This window comes from Candidatus Eremiobacteraceae bacterium, from assembly GCA_036511855.1.
Taxonomy (GTDB): domain Bacteria; phylum Vulcanimicrobiota; class Vulcanimicrobiia; order Eremiobacterales; family Eremiobacteraceae; genus JABCYQ01.
In genome coordinates this window covers 1-23,497 of record DATCBN010000091.1, presented here as the reverse complement: position 1 = coordinate 23,497, position 23,497 = coordinate 1, and the positions used below count along the sequence as shown (strand labels likewise).

23 protein-coding genes and 3 tRNA genes are annotated in these 23,497 nt (G+C 60.0%); 9 read left to right on the top strand and 17 right to left on the bottom strand.

Annotated features, from left to right (window positions below):
• Positions 1–43 precede the first annotated feature (43 nt).
• The gene (locus VII69_11485; protein ID HEY5095728.1) at positions 44–1,129 is read left to right on the top strand and encodes a hypothetical protein; all 1,086 of its coding nucleotides are present in this window, start codon (positions 44–46) and stop codon (positions 1,127–1,129) included.
• Between the two features lie 159 nt (positions 1,130–1,288).
• Here the strand turns inward: VII69_11485 and VII69_11480 are convergent.
• Positions 1,289–1,364: transfer RNA gene (locus VII69_11480), tRNA-Val, on the bottom strand.
• A 96-nt stretch (positions 1,365–1,460) separates the two neighbouring features.
• On the opposite strand from VII69_11480, the gene VII69_11475 reads away from it, so the two are divergent.
• On the top strand, positions 1,461–2,018 hold the full coding sequence (locus tag VII69_11475) for a Uma2 family endonuclease (GenBank protein HEY5095727.1): 558 nt from the start codon (positions 1,461–1,463) through the stop codon (positions 2,016–2,018).
• Between the two features lie 15 nt (positions 2,019–2,033).
• Here VII69_11475 and VII69_11470 read toward each other — a convergent pair whose 3' ends face one another.
• Positions 2,034–2,174: a hypothetical protein gene (locus tag VII69_11470; GenBank protein ID HEY5095726.1), complete on the bottom strand. Its 141-nt coding sequence runs from the start codon at positions 2,172–2,174 to the stop codon at positions 2,034–2,036.
• A gap of 453 nt (positions 2,175–2,627) precedes the next feature.
• On the opposite strand from VII69_11470, the gene VII69_11465 reads away from it, so the two are divergent.
• Positions 2,628–3,986 (top strand): alkaline phosphatase family protein, encoded by a 1,359-nt coding sequence (locus tag VII69_11465; GenBank protein HEY5095725.1) that lies wholly within the window; start codon positions 2,628–2,630, stop codon positions 3,984–3,986.
• Between the two features lie 25 nt (positions 3,987–4,011).
• Complete coding sequence (locus tag VII69_11460; GenBank protein ID HEY5095724.1) at positions 4,012–5,067, top strand: hypothetical protein; 1,056 nt, start codon at positions 4,012–4,014, stop codon at positions 5,065–5,067.
• A gap of 80 nt (positions 5,068–5,147) precedes the next feature.
• Here the strand turns inward: VII69_11460 and VII69_11455 are convergent.
• The 6 genes from VII69_11455 to VII69_11430 all read right to left on the bottom strand — a co-directional run bounded on the left by VII69_11455 (position 5,148) and on the right by VII69_11430 (position 9,353).
• Positions 5,148–5,220, bottom strand: a tRNA-Glu gene (locus VII69_11455).
• 13 nt (positions 5,221–5,233) lie between these two features.
• Positions 5,234–5,307: transfer RNA gene (locus VII69_11450), tRNA-Ile, on the bottom strand.
• 163 nt (positions 5,308–5,470) lie between these two features.
• On the bottom strand, positions 5,471–6,766 hold the full coding sequence (gene eno / locus VII69_11445) for a phosphopyruvate hydratase (protein ID HEY5095723.1): 1,296 nt from the start codon (positions 6,764–6,766) through the stop codon (positions 5,471–5,473).
• Between the two features lie 4 nt (positions 6,767–6,770).
• Complete coding sequence (ndk, locus tag VII69_11440) at positions 6,771–7,220, bottom strand: nucleoside-diphosphate kinase (protein ID HEY5095722.1); 450 nt, start codon at positions 7,218–7,220, stop codon at positions 6,771–6,773.
• A gap of 33 nt (positions 7,221–7,253) precedes the next feature.
• The gene (locus VII69_11435) at positions 7,254–8,498 is read right to left on the bottom strand and encodes a glycosyltransferase family 4 protein (protein ID HEY5095721.1); all 1,245 of its coding nucleotides are present in this window, start codon (positions 8,496–8,498) and stop codon (positions 7,254–7,256) included.
• A gap of 63 nt (positions 8,499–8,561) precedes the next feature.
• Entirely contained in the window at positions 8,562–9,353 is a 792-nt protein-coding gene (locus tag VII69_11430; protein HEY5095720.1) for an MEDS domain-containing protein, read from the bottom strand.
• 49 nt (positions 9,354–9,402) lie between these two features.
• On the opposite strand from VII69_11430, the gene VII69_11425 reads away from it, so the two are divergent.
• Positions 9,403–10,209 (top strand): biotin--[acetyl-CoA-carboxylase] ligase, encoded by an 807-nt coding sequence (locus VII69_11425; protein HEY5095719.1) that lies wholly within the window; start codon positions 9,403–9,405, stop codon positions 10,207–10,209.
• A 57-nt stretch (positions 10,210–10,266) separates the two neighbouring features.
• Here the strand turns inward: VII69_11425 and lipA are convergent, their stop codons facing one another.
• The 6 genes from lipA to VII69_11395 form a co-directional block, all read right to left on the bottom strand.
• Positions 10,267–11,127: a lipoyl synthase gene (lipA, locus tag VII69_11420; protein HEY5095718.1), complete on the bottom strand. Its 861-nt coding sequence runs from the start codon at positions 11,125–11,127 to the stop codon at positions 10,267–10,269.
• A 9-nt stretch (positions 11,128–11,136) separates the two neighbouring features.
• Complete coding sequence (gene lipB / locus VII69_11415) at positions 11,137–11,835, bottom strand: lipoyl(octanoyl) transferase LipB (GenBank protein HEY5095717.1); 699 nt, start codon at positions 11,833–11,835, stop codon at positions 11,137–11,139.
• Positions 11,836–12,003: 168 nt separating this feature from the next.
• The gene (lpdA, locus tag VII69_11410; protein HEY5095716.1) at positions 12,004–13,410 is read right to left on the bottom strand and encodes a dihydrolipoyl dehydrogenase; all 1,407 of its coding nucleotides are present in this window, start codon (positions 13,408–13,410) and stop codon (positions 12,004–12,006) included.
• 4 nt (positions 13,411–13,414) lie between these two features.
• Positions 13,415–14,782 (bottom strand): dihydrolipoamide acetyltransferase family protein, encoded by a 1,368-nt coding sequence (locus VII69_11405; protein HEY5095715.1) that lies wholly within the window; start codon positions 14,780–14,782, stop codon positions 13,415–13,417.
• A 28-nt stretch (positions 14,783–14,810) separates the two neighbouring features.
• The gene (locus VII69_11400; protein ID HEY5095714.1) at positions 14,811–15,797 is read right to left on the bottom strand and encodes an alpha-ketoacid dehydrogenase subunit beta; all 987 of its coding nucleotides are present in this window, start codon (positions 15,795–15,797) and stop codon (positions 14,811–14,813) included.
• 23 nt (positions 15,798–15,820) lie between these two features.
• Positions 15,821–16,918 carry a thiamine pyrophosphate-dependent enzyme gene (locus tag VII69_11395; GenBank protein HEY5095713.1) on the bottom strand — a complete coding sequence of 366 codons (1,098 nt, stop codon included), beginning with the start codon at positions 16,916–16,918 and terminating at the stop codon, positions 15,821–15,823.
• A gap of 188 nt (positions 16,919–17,106) precedes the next feature.
• On the opposite strand from VII69_11395, the gene VII69_11390 reads away from it, so the two are divergent.
• From VII69_11390 to VII69_11380, 3 genes are all read left to right on the top strand, one after another.
• Entirely contained in the window at positions 17,107–17,778 is a 672-nt protein-coding gene (locus VII69_11390; protein ID HEY5095712.1) for a hypothetical protein, read from the top strand.
• Between the two features lie 5 nt (positions 17,779–17,783).
• Positions 17,784–18,281: a hypothetical protein gene (locus tag VII69_11385; GenBank protein ID HEY5095711.1), complete on the top strand. Its 498-nt coding sequence runs from the start codon at positions 17,784–17,786 to the stop codon at positions 18,279–18,281.
• Positions 18,282–18,420: 139 nt separating this feature from the next.
• A complete protein-coding gene (locus VII69_11380; protein HEY5095710.1) occupies positions 18,421–19,020 on the top strand; it encodes a hypothetical protein in 600 nt (199 codons plus the stop codon).
• Positions 19,021–19,098: 78 nt separating this feature from the next.
• Here VII69_11380 and VII69_11375 read toward each other — a convergent pair whose 3' ends face one another.
• Entirely contained in the window at positions 19,099–20,331 is a 1,233-nt protein-coding gene (locus VII69_11375; protein ID HEY5095709.1) for a hypothetical protein, read from the bottom strand.
• A gap of 354 nt (positions 20,332–20,685) precedes the next feature.
• Between VII69_11375 and lepB the strand changes: the two genes are divergently transcribed.
• Positions 20,686–21,312: a signal peptidase I gene (lepB, locus tag VII69_11370; protein HEY5095708.1), complete on the top strand. Its 627-nt coding sequence runs from the start codon at positions 20,686–20,688 to the stop codon at positions 21,310–21,312.
• Positions 21,313–21,402: 90 nt separating this feature from the next.
• On the opposite strand, the gene VII69_11365 is transcribed toward lepB, so the two are convergent.
• Entirely contained in the window at positions 21,403–22,887 is a 1,485-nt protein-coding gene (locus VII69_11365) for an aldehyde dehydrogenase family protein (GenBank protein ID HEY5095707.1), read from the bottom strand.
• Between the two features lie 52 nt (positions 22,888–22,939).
• On the bottom strand, positions 22,940–23,497 hold a 558-nt coding region (locus VII69_11360; protein ID HEY5095706.1), incomplete at its 5' end, for an acetyl-CoA C-acyltransferase.

Genomic DNA, 23,497 nt, shown 5'->3' with positions numbered 1-23,497 from the left:
CGCATTAGCGCGGCATTCCGAATTGAGAGGATATCTCCATATCATGCGCACTAAATTCGCAGGCGCTATCACAGCCGCTCTTCTTTTAGCAGGCTGCGGCTCGGGCGGCGGCGGCGCTTCCGGCACGCTGCCCGGCGCAGGCGGCGGCGTCCTTACCCAATCACGATCCACCACGCAAGCCGAAGCGCAATCTGCCATGGATCCGGTCCAAGAGGACAGTCTATCCTCCACGTTGTTCGACGGATCCGCGGGAACGACGCTCGACCAGGCTAAGCGTAACGCCGGACCTTCGTCGGCCGGCTGCAAGAACGGCATCGAGCGAACCGTCACGCACGTCAGCCAGACAGAGACCATCTACGAGACGAAGTTCTTCTATGATCAAGCGTGCGCGCAGTTGGCCAAGGATGTCGTCGCCGATGTCATTCAGGCCGACCCTTCGAACGAGACCATCAATCGCACGTCCAAATGGTTCAACCACGCCGACCTGCAGCTCGGACAGCGCAAGACCGAATTCGCCGTGACCGGCGCGCCCGGCAACTTCTCAGCGGTCATCACGAGCGACTTCTTCGTCGGCTCGTCGACGTCACCGGAATCGCAGCGCGGCAATCAGATCACCGTCTCGCCGCAGAGCCAAACTGTGTTCAACGTGGCCGGCAATGGCGGCCGGGTATACAACGACGGCTCGCCGTCGATCAACGAATCGTTCGGTGGTCAGGGTGAGTCGCAAAACGTGACCGCGACCGTAGACGGCCTTGGTGATGTGACGTTTGCCGGTTCTCGCTTGGAGACGATTTCGAAAGGTCCGCTCGGCAGCATCACGCTTTCGAGTTCGCCTCCGTTCACCGTCACCGGCGGCACCGTGCTCGGCAATCGCACAGCCACCGGATCGATCGAATTCGACGGCAATGGTGACTTGGTTGCGATGAGCTTGAATATCTCGCTCATCAATGGCGGGAGTGCCGTTCTCTCGAGCACCGGTACGCCGCCTACGGTCAGCGTCAACGGCACGATCACAAATGCCGGCGGCACAGTTCTTGCAACCTTCACGGTTGATGAATACGGCGATGGCATCATCACCTACGCCGACGGCCAGCAGGGCGTGATCCTCGACTGGCACGTGATCAGCTAGCTGGGAATAGGGTTCCCGTACTAGGGCAAGCATCGCTTGCCCTAATTTTTTTTATTGATATTGATATTGAACTTTGTAGGAGGGCAAGCATCGCTTGCCCATTCTTTACGATCTCTGTACTAGGGCAAGCATCGCTTGCCCATTTTTCTCGCGAGCTCATGGTGGGCGAAGAGGGGCTCGAACCCCCGACAGCCGCCTTGTAAGGGCGGTGCTCTACCAACTGAGCTATTCGCCCGCGATGTCTAAGCTTCTCGGATAACTCGGCGCGACCCTAGCCTGCGGCTCACCATCGTAGACCTCGCGAGTCGTCGCGTGCTATAATCCGCGCGAAATGGCATTCATCCGAGAAATTGTTTTGCCGGAAGCAAAGCCGGCGCTGGAGTGGGTCAACGGCAGGGCTCTCCAAAAGGTGAGTCCCCAGCGAAAGCATGCGATGGCGCAAGGGCGATTCTATGGCGCGTTGGACGCATGGGCGCGCGAACGCGGCAGCGGTGAGGTTGGAACGGAATGGGAATTTCGCATCGCTCCGCCAGGCGAAGCGCGCAGGCCGCTCGTCCCGGACGTCGCTTACCTCTCGTACGATCGCGTGCCGTTCGAAAACGAAAAGGCGGCGGACATCCCGCATCTCGCACCAGACGTAGTTGTTGAAGTGCTGTCACCGCGTGATCTTCAGCGGGATGTCGAAGAAAAGATCCGTGTATATTTGGCAACCGGAACAAGCGTAATATTCGTCGTCGACACAAAGGACGAAATGGTAACGGCACGCGACCCCCGCGGACGTAAGAACTTCGTCGCTGTCGACGTTTTAACGCATGCGGCATTGCCCGGCTTCGCGCTGCGAGTCCCATTTCTATTTGAGCGCTCAAGACCAAAACAAAGCGAACCCTAACGCCAGACATTTTGTTCACTCACGAACGCGGACGCGATCCTCGTAAGTATGGGTCATCCGCATTTCCTTATCGGTAGCTTCGACGATTGGATCGAATTCTTGCAACACGTCGCCGACGATCCACAGTTTTTTGTCCGGCCCAGCAGCAAAAAGCATTTCGACTCTCCCGATCGTAGATAACCTTGAAATCTAGGAGAGAGCTTGCCGGTATCTGCGGCGCCTTCGCCGCCGAGCGACAGTAAATCGCTCGGCCCGCCCGCGAAGTAAGCCAGATCGGAACGCGCGGCGAGAGTTGCAGTTTGTTCGAGCGGTCGGTAGGCGATTTACGACCGGATATTCCCGCGGGAACCGGTGGATTTCGATGGTTCAAATTATCAGATCGGTTCGGATACGTGGAACGCAGTGCGACCAGCAGAGTTCGAGCGAATAATCGCTTCGCCGCAACCGTCGAGCCACGATCCGTCTATTCATTTGTAGCTCGCTTACGGCCCGGCATGTCCGTATCGCTCTCGCTTGAAGCATGATAGGCGACCGCGATACCCGCATCGAATCGGGCGAGGTTATCATCCGGTCAGCATCGATCGTGCTTGTCACATGGAGGCATACGACATGCGTAAAACAACCCGATTCGCGATGTCGCTGTGCGCGGTCGTCGCACTTGCAACAGGATGCGGCGGCAGTCAGGCTCCCGGTGCATTTCCTCACGGCGCGAGCCAAGTTGTGCATCGCAAGGCGACGATTACACTTCCAACGTACGTCATCGTCATGGTGCAGGAGAACCGTTCCGTCGACAATCTTTTCCAGACGCAGCCGGGCGTCGACACGCAAAACTTCGGAATCGATTCGCATAATAACCGCGTGCCGCTGACGAAGATAGACCTAGGCGCACCGTTCGATTGCGATCACTCGCACTCAGGATTCGTCGCAGACGTCACGCAAGGCTTCGACTTAGAGCATTGCGGCACTACGGCGCCACCCGATTTTTCGTTCTCGTACGTCAATCCCGCGCAGATCACGCAGTATACCGCGCTTGCCACCCAATATGCCTTCGCCGATGAGGTGCTTCAAAGCAATGAGGGTCCGACTTTTCCGGCGCACCTGTACTTGATCGCGGCGACCTCGGGATCACCAGGCTCGCAATTCAACATCTCGGAAAATGACGGCCACCATATCGACATCGCGAGGAAAAGTCATCCGTCTGGATGTGATGCGCCGGCGGGCAAATCGGACACGTCGATCAATATGAATACCGCGTTTCCGGGCCGGGAGGGCCATCGTATCTATCCGTGCATTAACCCGGTGACCATTTTCAACGAGCTTGATAGCACGCACATCTCGTGGAAGTACTACACGTCAGATCTCGCCAGCATAGGGAACGCGCCCTACGCAATCCAGTCGTTATACCAAAACGACAAAGCTAACGTCGTCGTTCCCGAAACTACCGTTCTGTCAGATATCCAAAACGGCCAACTGGCACACGTAAGCTACGTCATGCCGAGCGGTCGCAACTCCGACCATCCGGGCCCTGGCAACACCGGAGGTCCTACATGGGTGGCGTCTGTCGTCAACGCGCTGGGCGCGTCGCAATACTGGAACCAATGCTCGATCATCGTCGTCTGGGACGATTGGGGGGGCTGGTTCGACCATGTAGGCTATCGTCATCCCCTCAGTAACCCGGTCGACCCCTACGAGTACGGCTTGCGGGTCCCTCTCCTGGCGATCGGCCCATTCGCAAAATCGAATTGGGTTGACCACCAGCAGCGCGACTTTTCGGCGATCCCGCATTTCATCGAAGACGTTTACGGATTGCCGTCGCTCGGCCGGCTGGACTCGCAAACGGACGACCTGTTTTCACTTTTCAATTTTGGACAAAATCCAAGGAAGTTCAAGCCGATTCCCACCGGCAGCGTGACAATCAAAGGCCTCATCAACCGTCCTCCCGATTTGACCCCGATCGACTCCGAGTAATTTTATGGCAATAGGAGAGTCCAAAATGCGCATTCTCACTCCAATCCAAGCGCTGGGCGCGGCGGCTGCGTTAGCGTTGATTAGTGGCTGCGCCGAGGGATCTGTGATTGCGCCGAAGCCGCCCACCTCGCAGGAGCACGAGCGTTCACTGATGGATCGCATTCCTGCCACCTTGAGCCCGCTCGGCATGCTCAAAGTCAACATGCACACCGGCAATCACTTCGTAACCTTCGATACGTGCCCCGCAACAGGCAACATCGAATACATCTCAGACTTCAACAACAGCGTCATCAGCATCTATAAAGGCAACTTCGCAGGGCAGACCCCATGCGGCCAACTCACCGCAGGATTGGTAAACCCGCAGGGCATGTTCATAAGAGGTTCGTCTCACGAACTCTACGTAGCCAACACGGGCGGCGAAGACGTATTGGTGTTCCGCCGAGGCGCGACGTCGCCGGTCAAAACGTACTCTGATCCAAGTGGTCAATTCCCGGCCGATGTCACGATTGCCAAAGACGGAACCGTCATCGCATCCAACATCTTCTCGGACAGTGGAGGGAGAGGTTCGATCTCGACGTGGCATCTTAACGGGACTTTCGTCGGAAACTTCAAGATGGTGAATGACCTACAGGGCGTGTCTGTGACCGTCCAAAAAAATGGTACCCTCTACTTCGACGACGTTGACTCCGGTACTCGCCAAGGTCTTCTGTGGACCGGCAGCTGCCCGCTCGGCGCTTGCGGCAAGTTCACCTCGACGGGCGCGAAAACCGCATTCCCCGGTGGTCTTCGTTCGGCAAACGGCGAAGAAGTCGTCCAGGTTGACCAAGGAACCGACGCCTTCACCGGCACCTTGATCACGTACCAATCGTTTCCTAAGGGCGTGTCGTGCCTCATCGTTGGCGCCTCCGATCCGGTCTCCATCGACATCAAGAAGGAAGAAAAAGACGTCTTCTACGCCGACGCCGACTTGAACGTCGGTGGCGAGATCGCGTATCCGTCATGCGCGGCCGTCGGCACCGTTCCCGGTAACCCAAATGGTCTACCGATCGGGGCCGCCGCTGATCCGCCCGATCCACTCTAAGAATGCGCGACGTGATGCGAAACGAGAGAAGAGCCGAAAGCATATTTTAAATCGGCTCTTCCTCTTGTATAGTGAGGTTTTACCCCCAGGGGAATTCGAATCCCCGTCGCCGCCGTGAAAGGGCGGTGTCCTAGGCCTCTAGACGATGGGGGCGCGCATTGATCATTGGGCCCGGCAGGACTTGAACCTGCGACCAACCGGTTATGAGCCGGCCGCTCTAACCAACTGAGCTACAGGCCCACATCGCGGCGCATCCGTGCCGACGGTGTTTCGATGAGGTGGGCGGCGAACCTTGGTGTTGAGTTTGGGGCAAGCGATGCTTGCCCTAGTACGGGAACGCCCCAATACAAATTAATTCCCTCTGGCCGACCATAAAGGTCGGCCCCACAGGGAGCTCTAGACGTCAACCATTCTTGAAGGCGGAGGCGCCGGGGTAAATGGCGGTTGCGCCTAGTGCGAGCTCGATGGCCATCAGCCGGTTGTATTTCTCGACGCGGTCGCTGCGTGACAACGACCCGGTCTTGATCTGGCCAGCGTTGAGCGCAACCGCGATGTCGGCGATGGTCGTATCGCCGGTCTCGCCGGAACGATGCGAAATGACCGCCCGGAAGCCAGCCTCTTGAGCCGTGCGCACGCACTCCATGGTTTCCGACAATGTTCCGATCTGATTGACCTTCACCAAGATCGCATTGCCGACGCCTTCGGCGATGCCGCGCTTCAAAAACTTCACATTGGTGACGAAAATATCGTCGCCGACGAGCTGCACGCGATCGCCGAGCCGGGTCGTCAGTTCTTTCCAACCCGACCAATCGTCTTCACCTAAGCCATCCTCGATGCTGACGATGGGAAAATCTTGTATGAGCGATTCGTAGAGATCGATCATTTTCGCCGACGACAGCGGCTTCTTGCCGCGCACCGCGAGATAGGCGCCCTTCTCGCTGAACTCGCTCGCAGCCGGATCGAGCGCGATAGCCACATCCTTACCAGGTTTATAGCCGGCGGCCGAGATCGCGTTGCAGATCAGTTCCATCGCTTCGTTGATGTGCGTAAGCGGTGGTGCGTAGCCGCCTTCGTCGCCGACCGTCGTCGAGAAGCCCTTCTTCTTCAGAAGCTTGCCGAGATGGTGAAACACCTCGGAGCCGTAGCGCACTGCTTCGGCAAGCGATTTGGCGCCGACCGGCACGATCATGCACTCTTGGAATTGGAGCGCGCCTTCGGCATGTTTGCCGCCGTTGATGACGTTCATCATCGGCACCGGCATGACGCAAGCCTGCGATCCCCCGAGGTATCGATACAACGGCAGGCCGAGATTGCTCGCTGCGGCGTGCGCGCACGCCAGCGACGCCCCGAGCATCGCGTTGGCGCCGAGTTTGCCCTTATTGGCCGTGCCGTCGAGCGCGATCAACGCGCGATCGATCTCACCCTGATCGGTGACGTTCATGCCGCACAAGCGATCGTTGATCGGACCGTTGACGTTTTTGACCGCCTTGAGCACGCCTTTGCCGAGATAACGCTTGGCGTCGCCGTCGCGCAATTCCACGGCTTCGTGCGTTCCGGTGGAGGCGCCCGATGGCACCATCGCTTCAGCCATCACGCCGTCGGACGTGGTCACGCGCACAGCAACCGTGGGGTTGCCGCGAGAATCGAGCACTTCGCGACCGCGGATCTCCGCCACCGCCGGAGCGGTCAAATCGGCCATGTCACTACTCCGTGATCCAACGTTGCGCCGCGCGCTTGTATGCGACAAGTTCCGACGCCCTGAAGAATAGCTTCACTTCGCGCTTGGCACTCTTGACGCTATCCGAACCGTGCACGAGATTGCGGCCCACTTGGATGGCGAAATCTCCGCGGATGGAGCCAGGCGTCGCCGCAACGGGGTTGGTCGCACCGATTGTGGCGCGGCAGACCTCGACCGCGTTCGGCCCTTCGACCACCATCGCGACCACCGGCGTGCTCGTGATGTATTGCACCAGCGGTTTGAAAAACGGTTTGCCGACATGTTCGCGATAATGTTCTTTTGCAAGCGCCGTTGAGACGGCCATCAACTTGAGACCCACGAATTGCAGGCCCCGGCGCTCGAACCGGCCGATGATATCGCCGACGAGGCCGCGCTGGACCGCATCGGGTTTGGCGAGAAGCAGAGTTCGTTCCACTACGATTCCTTTCGCAAACGAGCGGCAGGCACGCTATCGCGCCAGCCGCACGTACTCGATCTTTCGTTCGAGGATGTCGATGGCGTGGTCCCATGTGAAACGCGCGGCCGTCTCGATGCCTCTCGCCCGTATCTTTTTCTCGGCCTCCGGCATGTCCTGGAGCCTCGCGAGGTAGGCTGCGAGTTCCGCACCATCGTCGGTGTCCACACTCAGCGCGTTGTCGAACGGCACGGCGTAGTCTTCGCCGGTCGTGCCGGTGACGGCGACGCCGCCGACCGCCATCACCTCAAGCCCGACCAAACCGAACGGCTCGCGGCCGCTATTGGCAAGCACCGCGTCGGCCGCGGCGTACAGCGCGTCGCGATCTTCGTCGGAGACGAAGAACTGCAACTCTATCACGTCACTATGCGAACCGGCGATCGAATTTGCAAGACCGCCGGGCGCGCTGCGAAGCGCGTCGTATGACAGACCTAGTGCGTAAATGCGCGCCCGCACCTCATCGCCGTGCGGTTCCACGCCGGCGCGCATGACAAGTTTGGGTTTGCGTCCGAGCCTCTTGAGCTCTGCGACGGCATCGATAGCCATCAACCATCGCTTGTCACGATCGAAGCGGCCGAATTTCACGAGGCTGAGGCCGCCGCCGAAGGCTGCTTTGAGTTCGCGAACATGCGCGGCAGCCGGTCGTAGCGCGAGCCGCGCCACCGGGATGCCGTTTGGAATGATGAGCGGTTCTAACCCGACGGACGCCATCATATGTTTCATCCAACGGCTGACCGTGGTGATGGTCGCGGCGCGCTCGAGAGAAGGCCAATCGATGCGATCGAATCCGTAGACGTTGTTGGCATTCCACAAGATGTCCAACACGCCGCCGCTGCCGTCGCGATCGGCGAGACTGCGCAACGTGATGCATGCTTCCGTCGTCTGCCACTCCTCGGCGAGCACCACCAGACTATCGCCTCGCATGTAGCCTGGTTTGAGATGCGCGTGTAAGATGTGCAACGGCAGGCTGCGACGATAGTCTTCGACCTTGCCCCACTCGCCATCGTAGACGCCGCCGGGATGATAGTGGGAAACCCACTGGCACCATCGGTGCCACGTCAGGTTGGCCTGCGGCTTTTCCACTGCCGGCAGCGATGGATCGCCGACGAAGTAGAGATGCGTCTCATTTCCACGCGCGGCCAGCGCCTGCGAAAGCTCGGCTGCGCGCACGCCGAGGCCACCGGCTCTGCTATAGACGTCGGGGCCTTCGAATGAAAGGATGACATACGTGGTGGCCATGGTGGGGAGGTACGCTATGCGAAGGGGCCGACCTCTCGGCCGACCCCTTTGCTTTGACTACTGCTACGAGGCTCGGAAGAACACGCTTTCTCTGTGCACGAATTCGCGATGATGACGCTGCATCCGCAGCAGAATGTCGGCGTTGCCGTTCGTCGCCATCCACACGCAGACCACGATGATCGGCAGTTTCGCCGCCCACTGCGTGATGCGCGTCTCGTACGCTTCAAGGACCGACTCTTCGACGCTCGCTGGATCGATATGCGGATGACCGAGCAGCCGCAGCGATTGCCAACCTGCGCTCAGGATTCCGGTCACGCGGTCGTGGAACGCTTCGACCTGATCCTTCGCGTTCATGTTGGCCGGCGGACCGTCGTACCAAGTAAATGTGAGCTGCCGTGACTTCTCGAGCTCTGCGAGGTTGAAGCCGCTCGCTACGACGAGATGCTCCAGCGGTTCGCGATGGTCGGGATGCACGACGAGCATGACCGCTTGTTCGGCGCGCAAGGCATTGACGATGAAGTCGCGCGCGAACGCGTGATACTCGTCGAGATCTTGCACAACGAACAAGACATGACGGCCGTGCGAGACGTGCGCCCCGGCTATGCCGAGGTCGAGCGGCGCAAAACCCGTCGGTCGGGTGTCGATTTTTTCGCGGATCAAGGAGAGCGAATAGCCCTTGCTCTTCAAGCGATTGATCTCGTCGACGCGAGACACCGCTCCCTCTTCATCGAAGAGGTTGGTGCGGCCGGCGACTGAGTCGACGTCCAACAGGCCGCATTCGCCGTATTTGCGAAGCGTCGGCACTGAGACGTTGAGCCGGACGGCAAGTTCTTTAATCGTAACTTTTCGAGACAAGGCAGCGTCCTCCGGTATCCATTCCCGCTCTTCCCGAGGTTACAATCCCTTGACCGTCCGTGCGAGCTATCCGCCGATACTGCTGGATGAGGCGGCTCTAGCTGCGCTGCCCGGCCGGTTGACCCGGTTCGGACGCGTTCGGTACTCGGTGAGCGTCGATTCGACTAACGCTAAAGCGTTGGAGTCGATTCATGCATATGACGCGCTCGGCATATCATTTGTTACGGAATATCAAGGACTTGGGCGCGGCAGAGCGGGACGTTTGTGGGAGTCGCCCCCGGCGGCCGGGCTGTTGTGCTCGACGATCCTACCTTTAGAGGTGCCTCACGAGATTTTGCCCGCGATCGGTTTTTGGGCTTCGCTCGCGGCGCGATCGGCTATTCGCACGACTTCAGGTCTCGAAACTGCGCTCAAATGGCCGAATGATCTGCTTTTGGGCGCGCTCAAGTGCGCCGGAGTTTTGTGCGAGGCGCGTTCGTCGGGGGCCACGTCACGGGTAGTTGTTGGAGTCGGCATCAACGTGAACCGGCCGGCTGGGGTTCCGGAGGAGTTGGAACTCGTGGCCGGATGGCTTTCCGATGAGGCTCTCTGTGACGTGAATCGCACGTCGCTGTTGGACGCGCTCTTATCTACTTACGAACAGTCGTTCGATGATTTATTGCGCGCGCCGGAATCGGTGATCGCTAAGTGGGCGGCTGCGGCAGCGCTCGAGGGGACGCGAGTTTCGGTGAAGGCGGTTGACGGGTCGGTATTGCACGACGGTGTCGTGCTCGGCCTTGACCGCGACGGCGCATTGCTGCTGCGCACCGACGGCGGAGACGTGCGCATTTTATTGGGTGACGTGTCTGCGATCTAGTCACGCCTGCATCTAGTCGAATCCGTAGTAGGGCAAGCATCGCTTGCCCCGTTTTGATCAAAGCATCGTGGCGAATGCTTGCTCGGCGTGATACGACGACCGCACGAGCGGGCCGCTCACGACTTGGTGGAATCCCATCGGCTTTGCCTGCGCGGCGAACCACGCGAATTTATCGGGCGTCACGAATTCCACGACCTCGAGATGCTTCTTGGATGGCCGGAGGTATTGGCCGAAGGTGATGATGTCCACGCCCACGTCGCGAAGATCGCGCGCCGTCTGCAAGACATCGTCATCGGTTTCGCCGAGGCCGAGCATGATGCTCGACTTCGTGAACATATCGGCTCGTAGTTTCTTGGCGTTGCCGAGAACGGACAGCGACTGGTCGTACCCGCAGCGGCGATCGCGCACAGAGCGTGTCAACGCGCGGGTGGTCTCTATGTTGTGCGCGTACACGTCGGGTTCGGCGTCGATCACGATTTGGAGCGCCGCTTCGTCACCGCGATAGTCCGAGGTCAGCACTTCCACTTTGACGTGCGGCGCGCGCGCGCGAATCGCGCGAATCGCGTCGGCCATGGCGGTGGCGCCGCCGTCGGCAAGGTCGTCACGATCGACGCACGTGATGACGGCGTAGTTGAGGCCGAGGTCTTCGATGGATCGCGCGAGCTTGAACGCTTCCAGCGGATCGATCGGATTGGGAATGCCGGTCTTCACGTTGCAGAAGCGGCAGCCGCGCGTGCACGTGTCGCCGAGAATCATGAACGTGCCCGTACCCACGCCCCAGCACTCGGCGATATTGGGGCACATGGCTTCCTGGCAAACGGTGTGCAGACCGCGGTCTTTGACGATGCTGCGCAAGCGCTCGTAGTTGTCGCCGCTTGGAAGTTTTACTTTAAGCCACTCGGGCTTGCGAGCTATCATCTTTTACTTTTATGCGCCTTTGGCGACCATGGCTGTCGGTTCCGGGGTCGGCGATTGCGCTCCCATATCTTCGAAGCGCAGGCCGAACACATCTTCAAAGGCCGAACGGATGACCGGCTTCACGTCGGCCACGCTTATCTCCCGGTTCGCCTCGCGCGCGATGGTGGTCACGGCCACCTCGGGCATGCCGCATGGATTGATCAGCATATAATAGGATAGATCTGTGCAAACGTCGAGCGCAAAGCCGTGGTACGTGACCCCGCGCCGCACAGCCGCGCCTATGGACGCGACCTTAGCGCCGCCGACAAACACGCCCGGATGATCGCTCCGGCGCTCGCCGACGACGTCAAACGAAGCAAGCGCCCGGATGATGCTCTCCTCCATTTTGCGCACGAAGCCTTGCACTTCGCGCAGGCGGGCGAGCTTGAAAATCGGATAGCCGACCAGTTGGCCCGGGCCGTGATAGGTGAGATCGCCGCCGCGCTCGACTTCGAAATAGTCCACACCGCGCCGGCGCAACTCGTCCGCGGAGACGAGCAGGTTCTTCTGCTTGCCGGACTTGCCCATCGTGATGACCGGCGTGTGTTCGCAGAGCAGAAAGCGATCCGCGATTTTGTCGTCCACGCGCTGTTCGAGAAGCTCGCGCTGCAATTGCCACGCGGGTTCGTAGGGGATCACGCCGAGGTCTTGGATTTGGGCGATGGTCATGGTTTTTTGCCGTAGTATGGTGAGCGTCGCTCACCCAATGGGCAAGCGATGCTTGCCCTAGTACGGGTTGCCAACGATGGGCAAGCGATGCTTGCCCTAATACAAGTTTTCATCGGCTTGGCCGACCATAAAGGTCGGCCCCACAGACAAGCCCAGCTACGCAAATGGTCATGCTTTGGCCGGCGTGTTGGCGATGTGGATCGCTTTGCCGTGCAACGCTTCGGCTGCTTCCATCACAGATTCGCCGAACGTCGGGTGCGCGTGAATCGAGAGGCCGATATCTTCAACCGTCGCGCCCATCTCGATCGCGATCACCGCTTCGCCGATCAGCGCTTCCGCCATCGGCGAGAGCGCGTGGATGCCAAGCACCAGATCGGTTTTCTTATCGCCGATGATCTTCACCAGACCGTCGGTCAAGCCGATGGTGCGAGCGCGGCCGAGCGCCGCGAGCCGGAATTTCCCGACCGAGATCTCGTAGCCGGCGGCCTTGGCCTGCTCCTCTGACAGTCCGGCGGTGGCGACTTGCGGATCGGTGTATACACAGTTCGGCACGGCCATTGGATCGTACGCCGCAGCCTGGCCCGCGATGACTTCCGCCGCGACCACGCCTTCCTTCATCGCCTTGTGCGCGAGCAGAGGTCCGCCGGCGCAATCGCCGATGGCATATACGCCAGGGACGTTGGTCAAGCGTTTTTCGTCGACATTGATGAAACCGCGGTCCATCTGCAAGCCGAGCTTGTCGACGCCTTGGGGAGTGCGCGGCCTGCGGCCCACTGCCACCAAGACCTTGTCGTACTCGCGAGTCTCGTTCAAATCGCCCTCAAGTTTGGCGGCGACCTTCGCCCCCTTCACCTCGACCGACGCGCACTTGGTCTTCAAGTGGACGTTGATGCCTTGTTTCTTGAGGACGCGCAACAGCGCTTGCGAGATCTCGACGTCGGTGTCGCCAAGCGCGCGATCCATCATCTCAACGACGGTGACATCGGAACCGAGCCGCTTGTAGATGGTGGCGAACTCGAGGCCGATCACGCCCGCTCCCAATATGAGAATGCTCTTCGGCAGATCGGTGAGCGAAACGGCATCGTCCGAATTCAAAATCGTCTTGCCGTTGCGCGGCATGTTCGGCAGCGGAATGGGTTCCGATCCGGTGGCGATGATGAGTGATGAGCACGTGTATGTTTCTGTGCCGCCGTCGGTCTTGGCAACTTTCACGGTGCCCTTGTCCACGATCTCCGCCGTGCCGACCACCGACTCTACCTTATTAAGCTTGAACAGGGAGCCGATGCCGCCCACCAGATCGTCGATCATCTTGGACTTCCATTTGTTGAGCGTCGCCAGATCGAGCTTCGGCTCGCCGAACGTGACACCCATGTCTTTGAGCTCGCGCGCCTGCGTCATCACTTCGCCGACGTGCAGGAGCGCCTTGCTCGGCATGCATCCCCACACGAGGCAGACGCCTCCGAGGCGTTCTTTCTCCACGCACAGCACTTTTTTGCCGAGCTGCCCGAGCCGAATCGCTGCGGAGTAGCCACCCGGGCCGCCGCCGATGACGATCGCGTCGTAGGTGTTCGCCACTGTGTTAGATCCCCTCCATCAACAGCATTTCGGGATTGGCAAGCAGGTCGGCGATTTCGCGCAGGAAGCGCGCGGCAAGCGCCCCGTCGACCACACGATGATCGAATCCGAGCGATAGGTAGATCATGTTGCGGATGACGATCTGTCCGTCGCGGACCACCGCGCGCTCCTGAATGCTATGGGTGCCCATGATCGCCACTTCCGGATGGTTGATGACCGGAAACGTGAAGAGCCCGCCGACCGAGCCGACGTTGGTGATCGTGAACGTGCCGCCGGTTATCTCATCGTGTGAGAGCTTGCCCGTGCGCGCCTTCTCAGCGAGCGACGATATCTCGCGCGCGAGATCGAATATGGACAGCCTGTCGGCATGATGGATGACCGGTACCACCAGACCCGCGTCGGTATCCGCCGCAATGCCGACGTTGTATTCTTTCTTGAGGACGATCTCGCTTGCGGCATCGTCGAGCGACGCGTTGACGTATGGATATTTCTTCAGCGCCGCCGCCGCCGCTTTGACGAAGAACGGCAAATACGTGAGCTTGACGCCGCGCTCGGCAGCCTTCTCTTTGCTGCGCGATCGCCAGCGGACGAGCTCGGTCATGTCCGCTTCATCCACTTGCAGCGTGTGCGCCGCGGTGTGCTTGCTGTGCACCATGTGCTGCGCGATGTTGCGTCGCAGGCCGCGAAGCGGAATCCGCTCGGGTGCGGCCGAGGGCTCTTGAGTGCGAGCCTTGCCATCCGATGGTTTCGCTGCCGCCGGCTGCGCGCTCTTGGCGGCCTTGGCCACGCGCTCCACGTCCTCGCGGCCGATGCGCCCGTTCTCGCCCGAACCGCGGACTTTTATCAACTCGACGCCGAGGTCGCGCGCGAGCTTCCGCACCGCCGGAGCCGCCATCGGTTTGCCGAACGCACTGAGGGCGGCGGTCTCGCTTACCGCAGCCTGCGGCCGGCTTGGCTCCGCCGGCGGTTTTTCGGCCTTAGCTGATTGGGCTGATTCTTTTTCGCCCGCTGCCGGCACTTGCTCAGCCGTCGCATCTTTCGCTTCAGGCGCCGCCGCATCGACCTTCCCGTTAGCGACCACTTCGACTTTCGGCGTCACGTGTTCCAGCTTCGATGTATCATCGATCTTCTCGCCGGGCTCGCCGAAGATGGCGATCGGCTTGCCGATGCCGACAACCTCGCCTTCTTTGGCCACTTGTTTGAGCAAGATTCCCGCGTACGGCGATGGCACTTCAACCGTCACCTTGTCGGTCATGACCTCGACCAGAAGCTGATCCAGCTCGACGCGGTCGCCTTCGTTGACTAGCCATTTGACGATCTCGCCCTCGATAACGGATTCGGCGAGTTCGGGCATCTCGAGTTCGATTGCCATCTACAGTTCCTTTGAAGTACGACGACGTCTAGAAATTCAGTGTCTTCTTGATCGCGCGCGTGATCCGCGCGACATTGGGCATGTACGCCTTCTCGAGCGCATACGGGAACGGCGTATCCCAACCGGCAACGCGCACCATCGGGCCTTCGAGATGCTCGATGCCTTCTTCGGCGATGAATGCGGATATCTCGCCCATGAAGCCGCCGATGCGCGGTGCTTCCTGGAGCAAGACCACATGGCCGGTCTTGGCGACCGACTGCATGATCGCATCGCTGTCGTACGGCTGCAGCGTGCGCAGGTCGATCACTTCCACTTCCACACCGTCGGACTTCATCTTGTCCGCGGCCTCGAGCGCCAGCGTCACCATAGCGCCGAACGTGATGATCGAGACGTGCTTGCCTTCGCGCGCGACCGCAGCTTTGCCGAGCGGCACTTCATAGGCGCCGTTCGGGATCTCTTGCTTTTGAAAGCGGTAGATCTTCTTTGGCTCCATGAAGACGACCGGATCGTCGTCGCGAATCGACGCGATGAGCAAGCCTTTGGCGTCATAGGGATTGCTCGGCGCCACAACTTTGAGTCCGGGCGTCGCGACGAAATAAGCTTCCGGCGATTGCGAGTGATAACCGCCGCCACGCACGCCGCCGCCGTACGGCGAGCGCACGACCATCGGGCACGCGAACTGGCCGGCCGAGCGGTAACGCATCTTCGCGGCTTCCGACACGAGCATGTCGAATCCGGGGAACAAGAAGTCGATGAATTGGATCTCCGCGATGGGCCGCAGTCCGAAGACCGCCATGCCGATCGCAGCGCCGATGATGCCAAGCTCGGAGAGCGGAGTGTCGATCACCCGATCCTTGCCGAATTTGTCGATGAGGCCTTCGGTGACGAGAAACACGCCGCCGCGCGGGCCGATGTCTTCACCCAGGGTGACCACATTTGGATCGAGCGCCATCTCATCGAATAATGCCGAACGCACCGCTTGCACCATCGTGCTGAGCGTCGTTTGTTTTTCCACTGCTGTCGTTGCCATCATAACCTCTAGACGCCAAGCTCGGCGGCGAGTTCTTTGCGCTCCCACTCGAGTTGCGGCGTGTATTTGGCATACGTGTGATCAAGCACGGTCATCGGATCGGGGGCGGGACTTGCTTCGGCCTCGGCGAGCGCGGTAGCCAGTTCGGCTTTGACGTCGGCGATCAGCGCTTCTTCTTTTTTGTCGTCCCAGAGCTTTTGGTTCACGAGGAAGTTCTTGAAGCGGGTGATCGGATCGCGTTGCGTGCGCCACATCTCAAGCTCGCCCTTTGGCCGGTAGCGGGTGTCGTCGTCGGCAGACGAGTGTGGACCGTAGCGATACGTGTACGACTCGATGAGGCTTGGACCGCGATCGGCGCGCGCTTTGTCGGCGCAATGCTTGGTGACGGCGTACACCGCGAGGATGTCGTTCCCGTCCACAAGGTAGCCTTCCATACCATACGCGCGCGCCTTTTCGGCGACGGTCTTCGTGTGGGTCTGTTCTTCCAGCCGGACGCTGATCGCATACTGATTGTTCTGACAGAAAAGTATGACCGGCGAATTGTAGACGGCGGCGAAATTCATGCCGACGTGGAAGTCGCCTTCGCTTGTGGCGCCGTCGCCGAAGTAGCAGATGGTGATGCCGTCGGTCTTCTTGATGCGCTGCGCCATGGCGGTGCCGACCGCTTCGGTGATCTGATTGCCCACCGTCGACGACGGCGGCACCATGTTGAGATCGCGCCGGCCCGGACCGTGGGGCATGAGGCGGCCTTGGCTCGGATCGAGCATCCGGCCGAGCTGATGCGCGAACCACTCCGATGCTTTGAGCCCCTTGACCATGAGGCTGCCTTGCGAGCGGTGGTCTCCGTACATCCAATCCTGGGTCTTCAACGGAAGAGCGCTGCCGATCTGGCTCGCCTCTTGACCCGCGATCTGCGCGAAAAAGCCGGAACGGCCTTGGCGGACGAGGATGTAGCAGCGATCGTCGACCGCGCGCGCGAATACGAGCCAACGATACATGCGCAGGTAATCATCGCTCGAAAGGCCGAGGTCTTTGACGTCGCCCATCGGCCGGCCGTCGTACTCGAGATATTTGATCGGCGTGTCGGTGAATGGCTTGACTTGCATAGTGCTCTCCGGATGCGAAAGACGCAGTTTTTTTCAAAGGGTTCTTATTGTTACTTCCGCCATTCCCTCCGCTGTCCGGAAATACGACGAGGAACGCTTATGCGGGTCGTTGCGAAGGGCCAGGTAGCGTGTAGGGCATATCCCTCTGTCGGATTGATGTTTTCGCCTCGCGGGAGCGCGTGCACATCGTGGTAAGGAGCATCGTCATCAAACTCGCGCCGTTCAACTTCTTCAAAATCACCGTCGGCCTCTACCGCATCGTTCCGGGCCCGCCGCTGGACCCGGGCATGCAGGGCGAGCTGCTGAAAGAGCTTCACCGCGATTATCCATCGCTCACGCAGATCCAAGGCGGCGTCTTGTTCTCTGACCCGCCGAAGGGCCGCACGTTGATCATCGATCAGGCGCGCGTCGAATCGACTGAGACGAGTCCGCGCTCCGCGACCCAAGCGATAGAGCGCATCGGCGATGAATTTCAGAAGACGTTGCGGATCGTGGCATATCCGGCGCCTTATCGTGTGAAGGTCGAAGCCGACGGCACGATCGCAGCTTGGGAGGGTCTCGATCCGGTGGCAGTGCTCAAGCGGCACGCGCCGCCGCGCCCGGAATGGGATTCGCTCGGGGGAACGTGCCGTTTCGCGTGCGTGCGATATCTGTTCTCCACGCCTGACGGCGGTCAACGCGACGTGCGCATCGAGCCGCTGTTCCAAGCGCCCGACCGCTTCTACACGTCCGCCGTCTCCATGCCGGGCGCGGCCGCGAGCGACACCTTGGAGGCGGCGATGGAGCGGGCTCGCCAAGAAGCCGACACTATTGAACGATTGAGCAATAGGCTCGTCGCAGACATCGCTGGAGATAGTTAGATAAAATGAATCAAACCGTCGTCAATGTGATCCTCGGCGTTATCATTCTCGCAATCATCGTCTTTCGCGTCTCGCGCGAGCGGAAGTTCGGCATGGGGTCGCTTTGGGTTTGGCCCGCCGTCATGCTCGTGCTGGTGGTCGTCGATATCTGGGTCTCCGGCGTATCGTCGACGCTCGACATCGTGTACATGTTCATCGCGCTTGTCGCGGGAACGGCGTTCGGCTGGTTCCAAGGCATCCACAGCACGATACGCGTGGATCGGAGCGCGAACGCGGCGTTTGTCAAGTCATCGCCGATCGGCATGGGATTGTTCATCGCAGCACTGGCATTTCGGCTCGGCGCCCGCTACATGGCCGGTGCGTTCTCGACTTCGGCGTATTCGGGTGGCCACTTGTCGCCGGCGGTCGCGTTGATGAGCGCGATCACGCTCGTATTCGCAGTCGGATTGTTCACCGGGCTCCGCTTGTATGTGAAGCGTACATTCGACGACGCGCCGGCGTGAACGTTTGTTCATTCGTTGGTACTATTGTTCGTACTAGGGTGAGCAACGCTCACCCCTCGCTTAACCGCAGGATAATTGTTCGTACTAGGGTGAGCAACGCTCACCCCTCGCTTAACCGCAGGATACAAGAAAAAGTCTCTTGACGCGCGCATCCGACACCATTATTGCAGAAATTCAACTCTTGCTCAGCGTTCGCGACACTCCGCTCGCCGTTGCGTTGGACGGTCGGAGCGGCGCGGGCAAGTCCAATCTTGCGGCGGCAATCGCCGTCGCGCTCGGTGGTTCGGTGGTTGACGCCGATGATTTTTTTACGAACGGACCTGACGCCGAATGGGAAGCACGATCGACCGAAGCCAAAGTCGCCGATGCGCTTGATTGGAGGCGGCTGCGCGCGCAAGCGCTCGAGCCGCTGCTGGCGGGCCAAGTCGCGTCGTGGCATCCTTTCAATTTTCTTACCCGGATAGGGTTAGATGATCGACTCGAGACGTGCGCGCCTTCGGCGGTGATCATCCTCGATGGCGCGTACTGCTCGCGGCCGGAGCTTGCCGATCTCATAGACTTCAGCGTCTTGGTGGAAGCGCAGGACGAAGTCCGGCAGAAGCGCTTGATCGCGCGAGAGGGCGAGGACTTCATGCGCTCGTGGCACGCGATTTGGGATGCCGCGGAGGATCACTATTTCGCACACGTGCGTCCGCGTGAATCGTTCGACCTCATCGTGACGTCGGACAGCGAAGAGTAAAAAATAGGGCTAGCAATCGCTCGCCCCATTTTTATCTCGTACTAGGGCAAGCATCGCTTGCCCCCGTTTTTGCATGCCCTACAATTTCACACGATTATCACCCGTTTGTCGCCGCGGCCCAACCGATTCCATGGGCAGGCGCGGTTTTTCGACTCCGAGTGGCTTCGCGACAATTCGATAGCTGAACGCGAGCGTCGACCTTCCGTCCTGATTCTCTCGCACTGTGAATCCAGCCCGCGTTTTCTCGGTCACGTAGAGCCCGCGGCTGTCTCCTTCAGGCGTGATGAAGACGAGGTAGTTGGCATGTTGATCGACGACATTGGCGAAATCCGCGTTCATCTTCACATATGCGTGACCACCAACGAGTTGCGCTTCTCCAAAGTCGTCAATACTCGGCACGGTCTGCGTTGGAGCGTACGACGAGACCCTGTGCGTAGATCCGTCCCTTCCGATAGCGCAACCGGTCCCGCATGAACCGGATGTGTATATGTGTCCGCTGATTCTCAAGTCCCCATTGTGGTCCAGGATGAATTCAATCGAATTACTTTCTCGCGTGCACGGATTGTCGCTCACGTCCGCACACGCAAGAATCACATTCGCCGCGGACTGTCCCCCGGTAACGCTGAGCGCCGCGCCGTGAGCACCGTTTTCAAGTCCGCCCCCGACCGCGTCCAGGCCGATCCAGTTCGTCGAATCCGCCAAGACGCCGATGCCGTTCGTGGACGTGCCGGCGACCCCAAAGTTGCGGAAACCGCCATCTGTCGAATCGTCGTGCCCCCACACGCCAGAGCGGCCCGAGCGAATCGAGCTATTGTTCTGCGTGCTGCTGTTGGTGCCGTCGTTGCTGAGAGCCACCGCCTGAATGCCGTCCGACGCGCCGATGTTCTGCACAAACAACGCGGTCTGGTTTGTGGAAGTGGCCATCATGCCCAAACCATTGATCGATGTGCCTTGCACGCCGACTCCGTTTGTCGAGCTACCGAACACGCCAGAGTCAAAGGTGCCCGAAGTGGACAAGTCCTGGCCAAAAACGCCGGCCGTGCCGTTGCCTTGCGAAGTGCTTTTGAATTTGGTTGTGCCGATGGACCCGTTTCCGGCAGTCGAACTGCCTTTTACGCCGGCGCCCGAGCTCGTGTTAGATTCCGCAAGGCACGGTGAAGTGCTCGAACATGATACGTTCGGCGCGGGCGCGATGTAGTTATTGAAGCCTTCGGCCGCCAACGCGGGTAGGTGAATAGCGCTGCCGAAAGCGATCGCCCCGAGGCAAAGAAATACGACCGAGACCAATCGAAATGCCGCAATTCGATTCATGATATTCTCCTAGCAACGTGTGCAGCGCTAGCGCCGCCATCTGGTAATGGTCGCGCTCGCGGACGACCCTAACGTTCGGGTGAGGGCGGTCCGAGCCCGTCAATAAAGAGTATAGCGCAATGGGCGTCCGGCGTGCGTCCACAGACTCCAAAGGCCTACGAACTTGGCGCCGGGCACCATTTGCCTCAGAAGGTAGGGGGTAACCGTACTAGGGCAAGCACCGCTTGCCCTAGTTCTTTTGCCATCACAGGCTCCAATCGGTCGAATCCCCAAGACGGATGCGCGATGAAGCCTTGGAACATGGCTCAACCTAGCTGCAGTCGCGGCGCCGATAACGCATGGGCTGATTAGTTCGTGTCTCGCTCGACTATGGTCGTACTTATCGTCCTCGCCGCCGCTGCCGCAATGTGTGCGGCCGTGGGTGTCTGGTGGTATCACAATACATTCGGTCATGCGCCGTGCACTCGTGCCTTCATGGAGCCGGGGGCGGCGATGCAGCCGACGATACAACCGGGCGATTCTGTCTGCGCCGATACCTCGAGATATGGCAACCACGATCCATCGGACGGGGAAGTGGTGGTGTTCGAGCCGCCGGCAATTCTTGGCACTCTGCCTTTCACGAAGCGAATTGTCGCCGGGCCCGGTGACACCGTTGCCATGCGCCGAGGACGTACGTATGTAAATGGCACGCAGGTCTATGAACCTTATATCTCCACGCCGGCTTCGTACAGTCTACAAGTTCGAAACTTCGATATTTACGTCGACGAGACGCCGCTCGACCCGTCAAGAGCGCAGATCCCGCCCAAAGATTCATGGAGTCGACAGAATTGGATTCCAAAAGGCTACTATCTCGTGCTCGGTGACAACCGAAACAACTCCGATGACAGTCACTTGTGGGGATTCGTTCGGCGCGATCAGCTTATCGGAAGGGTGACGAGTATCTATTGGCCGCTGTCGCGTGTGCGGACACTGTCTCCATAACGAAGAAACGACGGCCCGGACCGGCGTCAAATTTGACGGGAAGGGCAAGCGATGCTTGCCCTCCTACGTCACAAATTGCCAATCAGAAGACTAGACGCCGAGAGGGTTGACCGCTTTCGTGCCGATGTACATCACGACGCCTTTGGTCTCGGTGTACTGATCTAAAGTCTCGAGCGCAAGTTCGCGACCGAACCCCGACTGTTTGTAACCGCCGAATGGCATGCCGGGATGGATCGAAAACGGTGTGTTGATGGCGACGCCACCGGAACGGATCGCGTGAGCGACGCGAATAGCACGGCCTGCGTTTTGCGTCCACACGGACGCAGCGAGCCCGTAAACGCTATCGTTGGCGATCCGGATCGCCTCGGCTTCGTCTTTGAATGTGGTGATCACGGCCACCGGACCGAAAATCTCTTCCTGCGCCACTCGCATTCCATTGCTCACTTTATCGAGCACCGTCGGCATGAGAAAATTGCCGCTGCTCAGCGCGCCGTCGGGCCGGTTGCCGCCGCACGCCACCACCGCGCCCTCCTGCGCGCCGATGCCGACATAGCCTTCGATCTTCTCAAGTTGCGCGCGCGAGATGATCGCGCCGATCTGCGTCTTCGGATCCATCGGATCGCCGACGCGTAAGCCTTTCGCCTTCTCGACGAATTTCGCGATGAAGGCGTCGTACGCTCCCTCGTGCACCAGCAGGCGCGATCGCGCGTCGCACGATTGACCCGCGTTATGGAAGATGCCGTACACCGCTCCGGCGACGGCCGCGTCGATGTCCGCATCGTCGAAGATGACACTAGGCGATTTGCCGCCGAGCTCGAGCGTGACCCGTTTAATCGTCGCGGACGCGAGCTCCATTATCGTCGCACCCGTGCGCGTCTCGCCTGTAAAGGCGATCTTGTCCACTCCCGGATGTTGTGCGAGATGCGCGCCGATGGTTGCGCCCGGTCCGGGCAGAACGTTCACCACGCCCGGGAGGCAGCCGGCTTCCATACAGATCTGGCCGAGCAAGAGCGCGGTGATCGGCGTGGAGCTAGCGGGTTTGAGGATGACCGTGTTGCCCGCTGCGAGCGCCGGCGCCACTTTCCACGACGCCATGAGCAGCGGATAGTTGAACGGCACGATGGCCGCGCAGACGCCGATCGATTCTTTCAACGTGTAGTTGAAGTAGTTCGGGAGCGAAGGCATGGTGCTGCCCGACATCTTCGTGACCGCGCCGCCGTAGAATTCGAACAGCTCGATGATCTGGCCGATCTCGCCTTTTGCACCAGACATCGTCTTACCGGCATTCATCACTTCGGTGCGAGCAAGGTCGTCCATGCGTTCGGAGAGCAGATTCGCGATCTTGAAGAGCACGCGTGCCCGGCGCGCCGGCGGCATCGTGGCCCATTTTCCTTCGTAGGCCGCGCGCGCCGACACGACGGCGGCGTCGGCGTCGTGAATGCCGGCGGCGGCCACTTGCGCGAGCGGTTCGTTCGTGGCCGGATTCAACACGGTCGTATAGTTGCCGGACTTTGGCTTGACGAACTCGCCGTTGAGGAACAGCTCATAGGTCTTTTGGTCGAGTGCTAATGCCATTATATACCCTTCTTCACGTGGGCAAGCGTTGCTTGCCCTCCTACAAAAACCACTAAATCCTCTCGACGATAGTTGCGATGCCTTGACCGACGCCGATGCACATCGTGGCCAGTCCGCGGCGAGCGCCGCGCGCCTGCATCGCGTGCAGCAGAGTGACGAGAATCCGCGCGCCGCTGCAGCCGAGCGGATGCCCTATCGCGATTGATCCGCCGTTGACGTTGATTATTTCCATCGGAAGTTCAAGGTCGCGCGCACAGGCAAGCGCTTGCGCCGCGAACGCTTCGTTCAGTTCGATGAGATCGAGGTCGGTGACTTTTAGTCCGGCGCGTGCTAACGCCTTGCGCGTGGACGGAATCGGACCGAGCCCCATGCAATTTGGATCGACGCCGGCCACCGCCGACGTGATGATGCGCGCGAGCGGCTTGAGCCCGCGTCTCTTGGCTTCGTCGGCGCTCATCAGGACCACGCCGGCCGAGCCGTCGTTGATGCCGCTTGAGTTGCCGGCCGTCACGCTGCCGCCTTCGCGAAATGCCGGTTTGAGTTTCGCGAGCTGCTCCATGGTGACGTCGGGCCGCGGATGCTCGTCAACGGTGACAACGGCGGGCGGCTC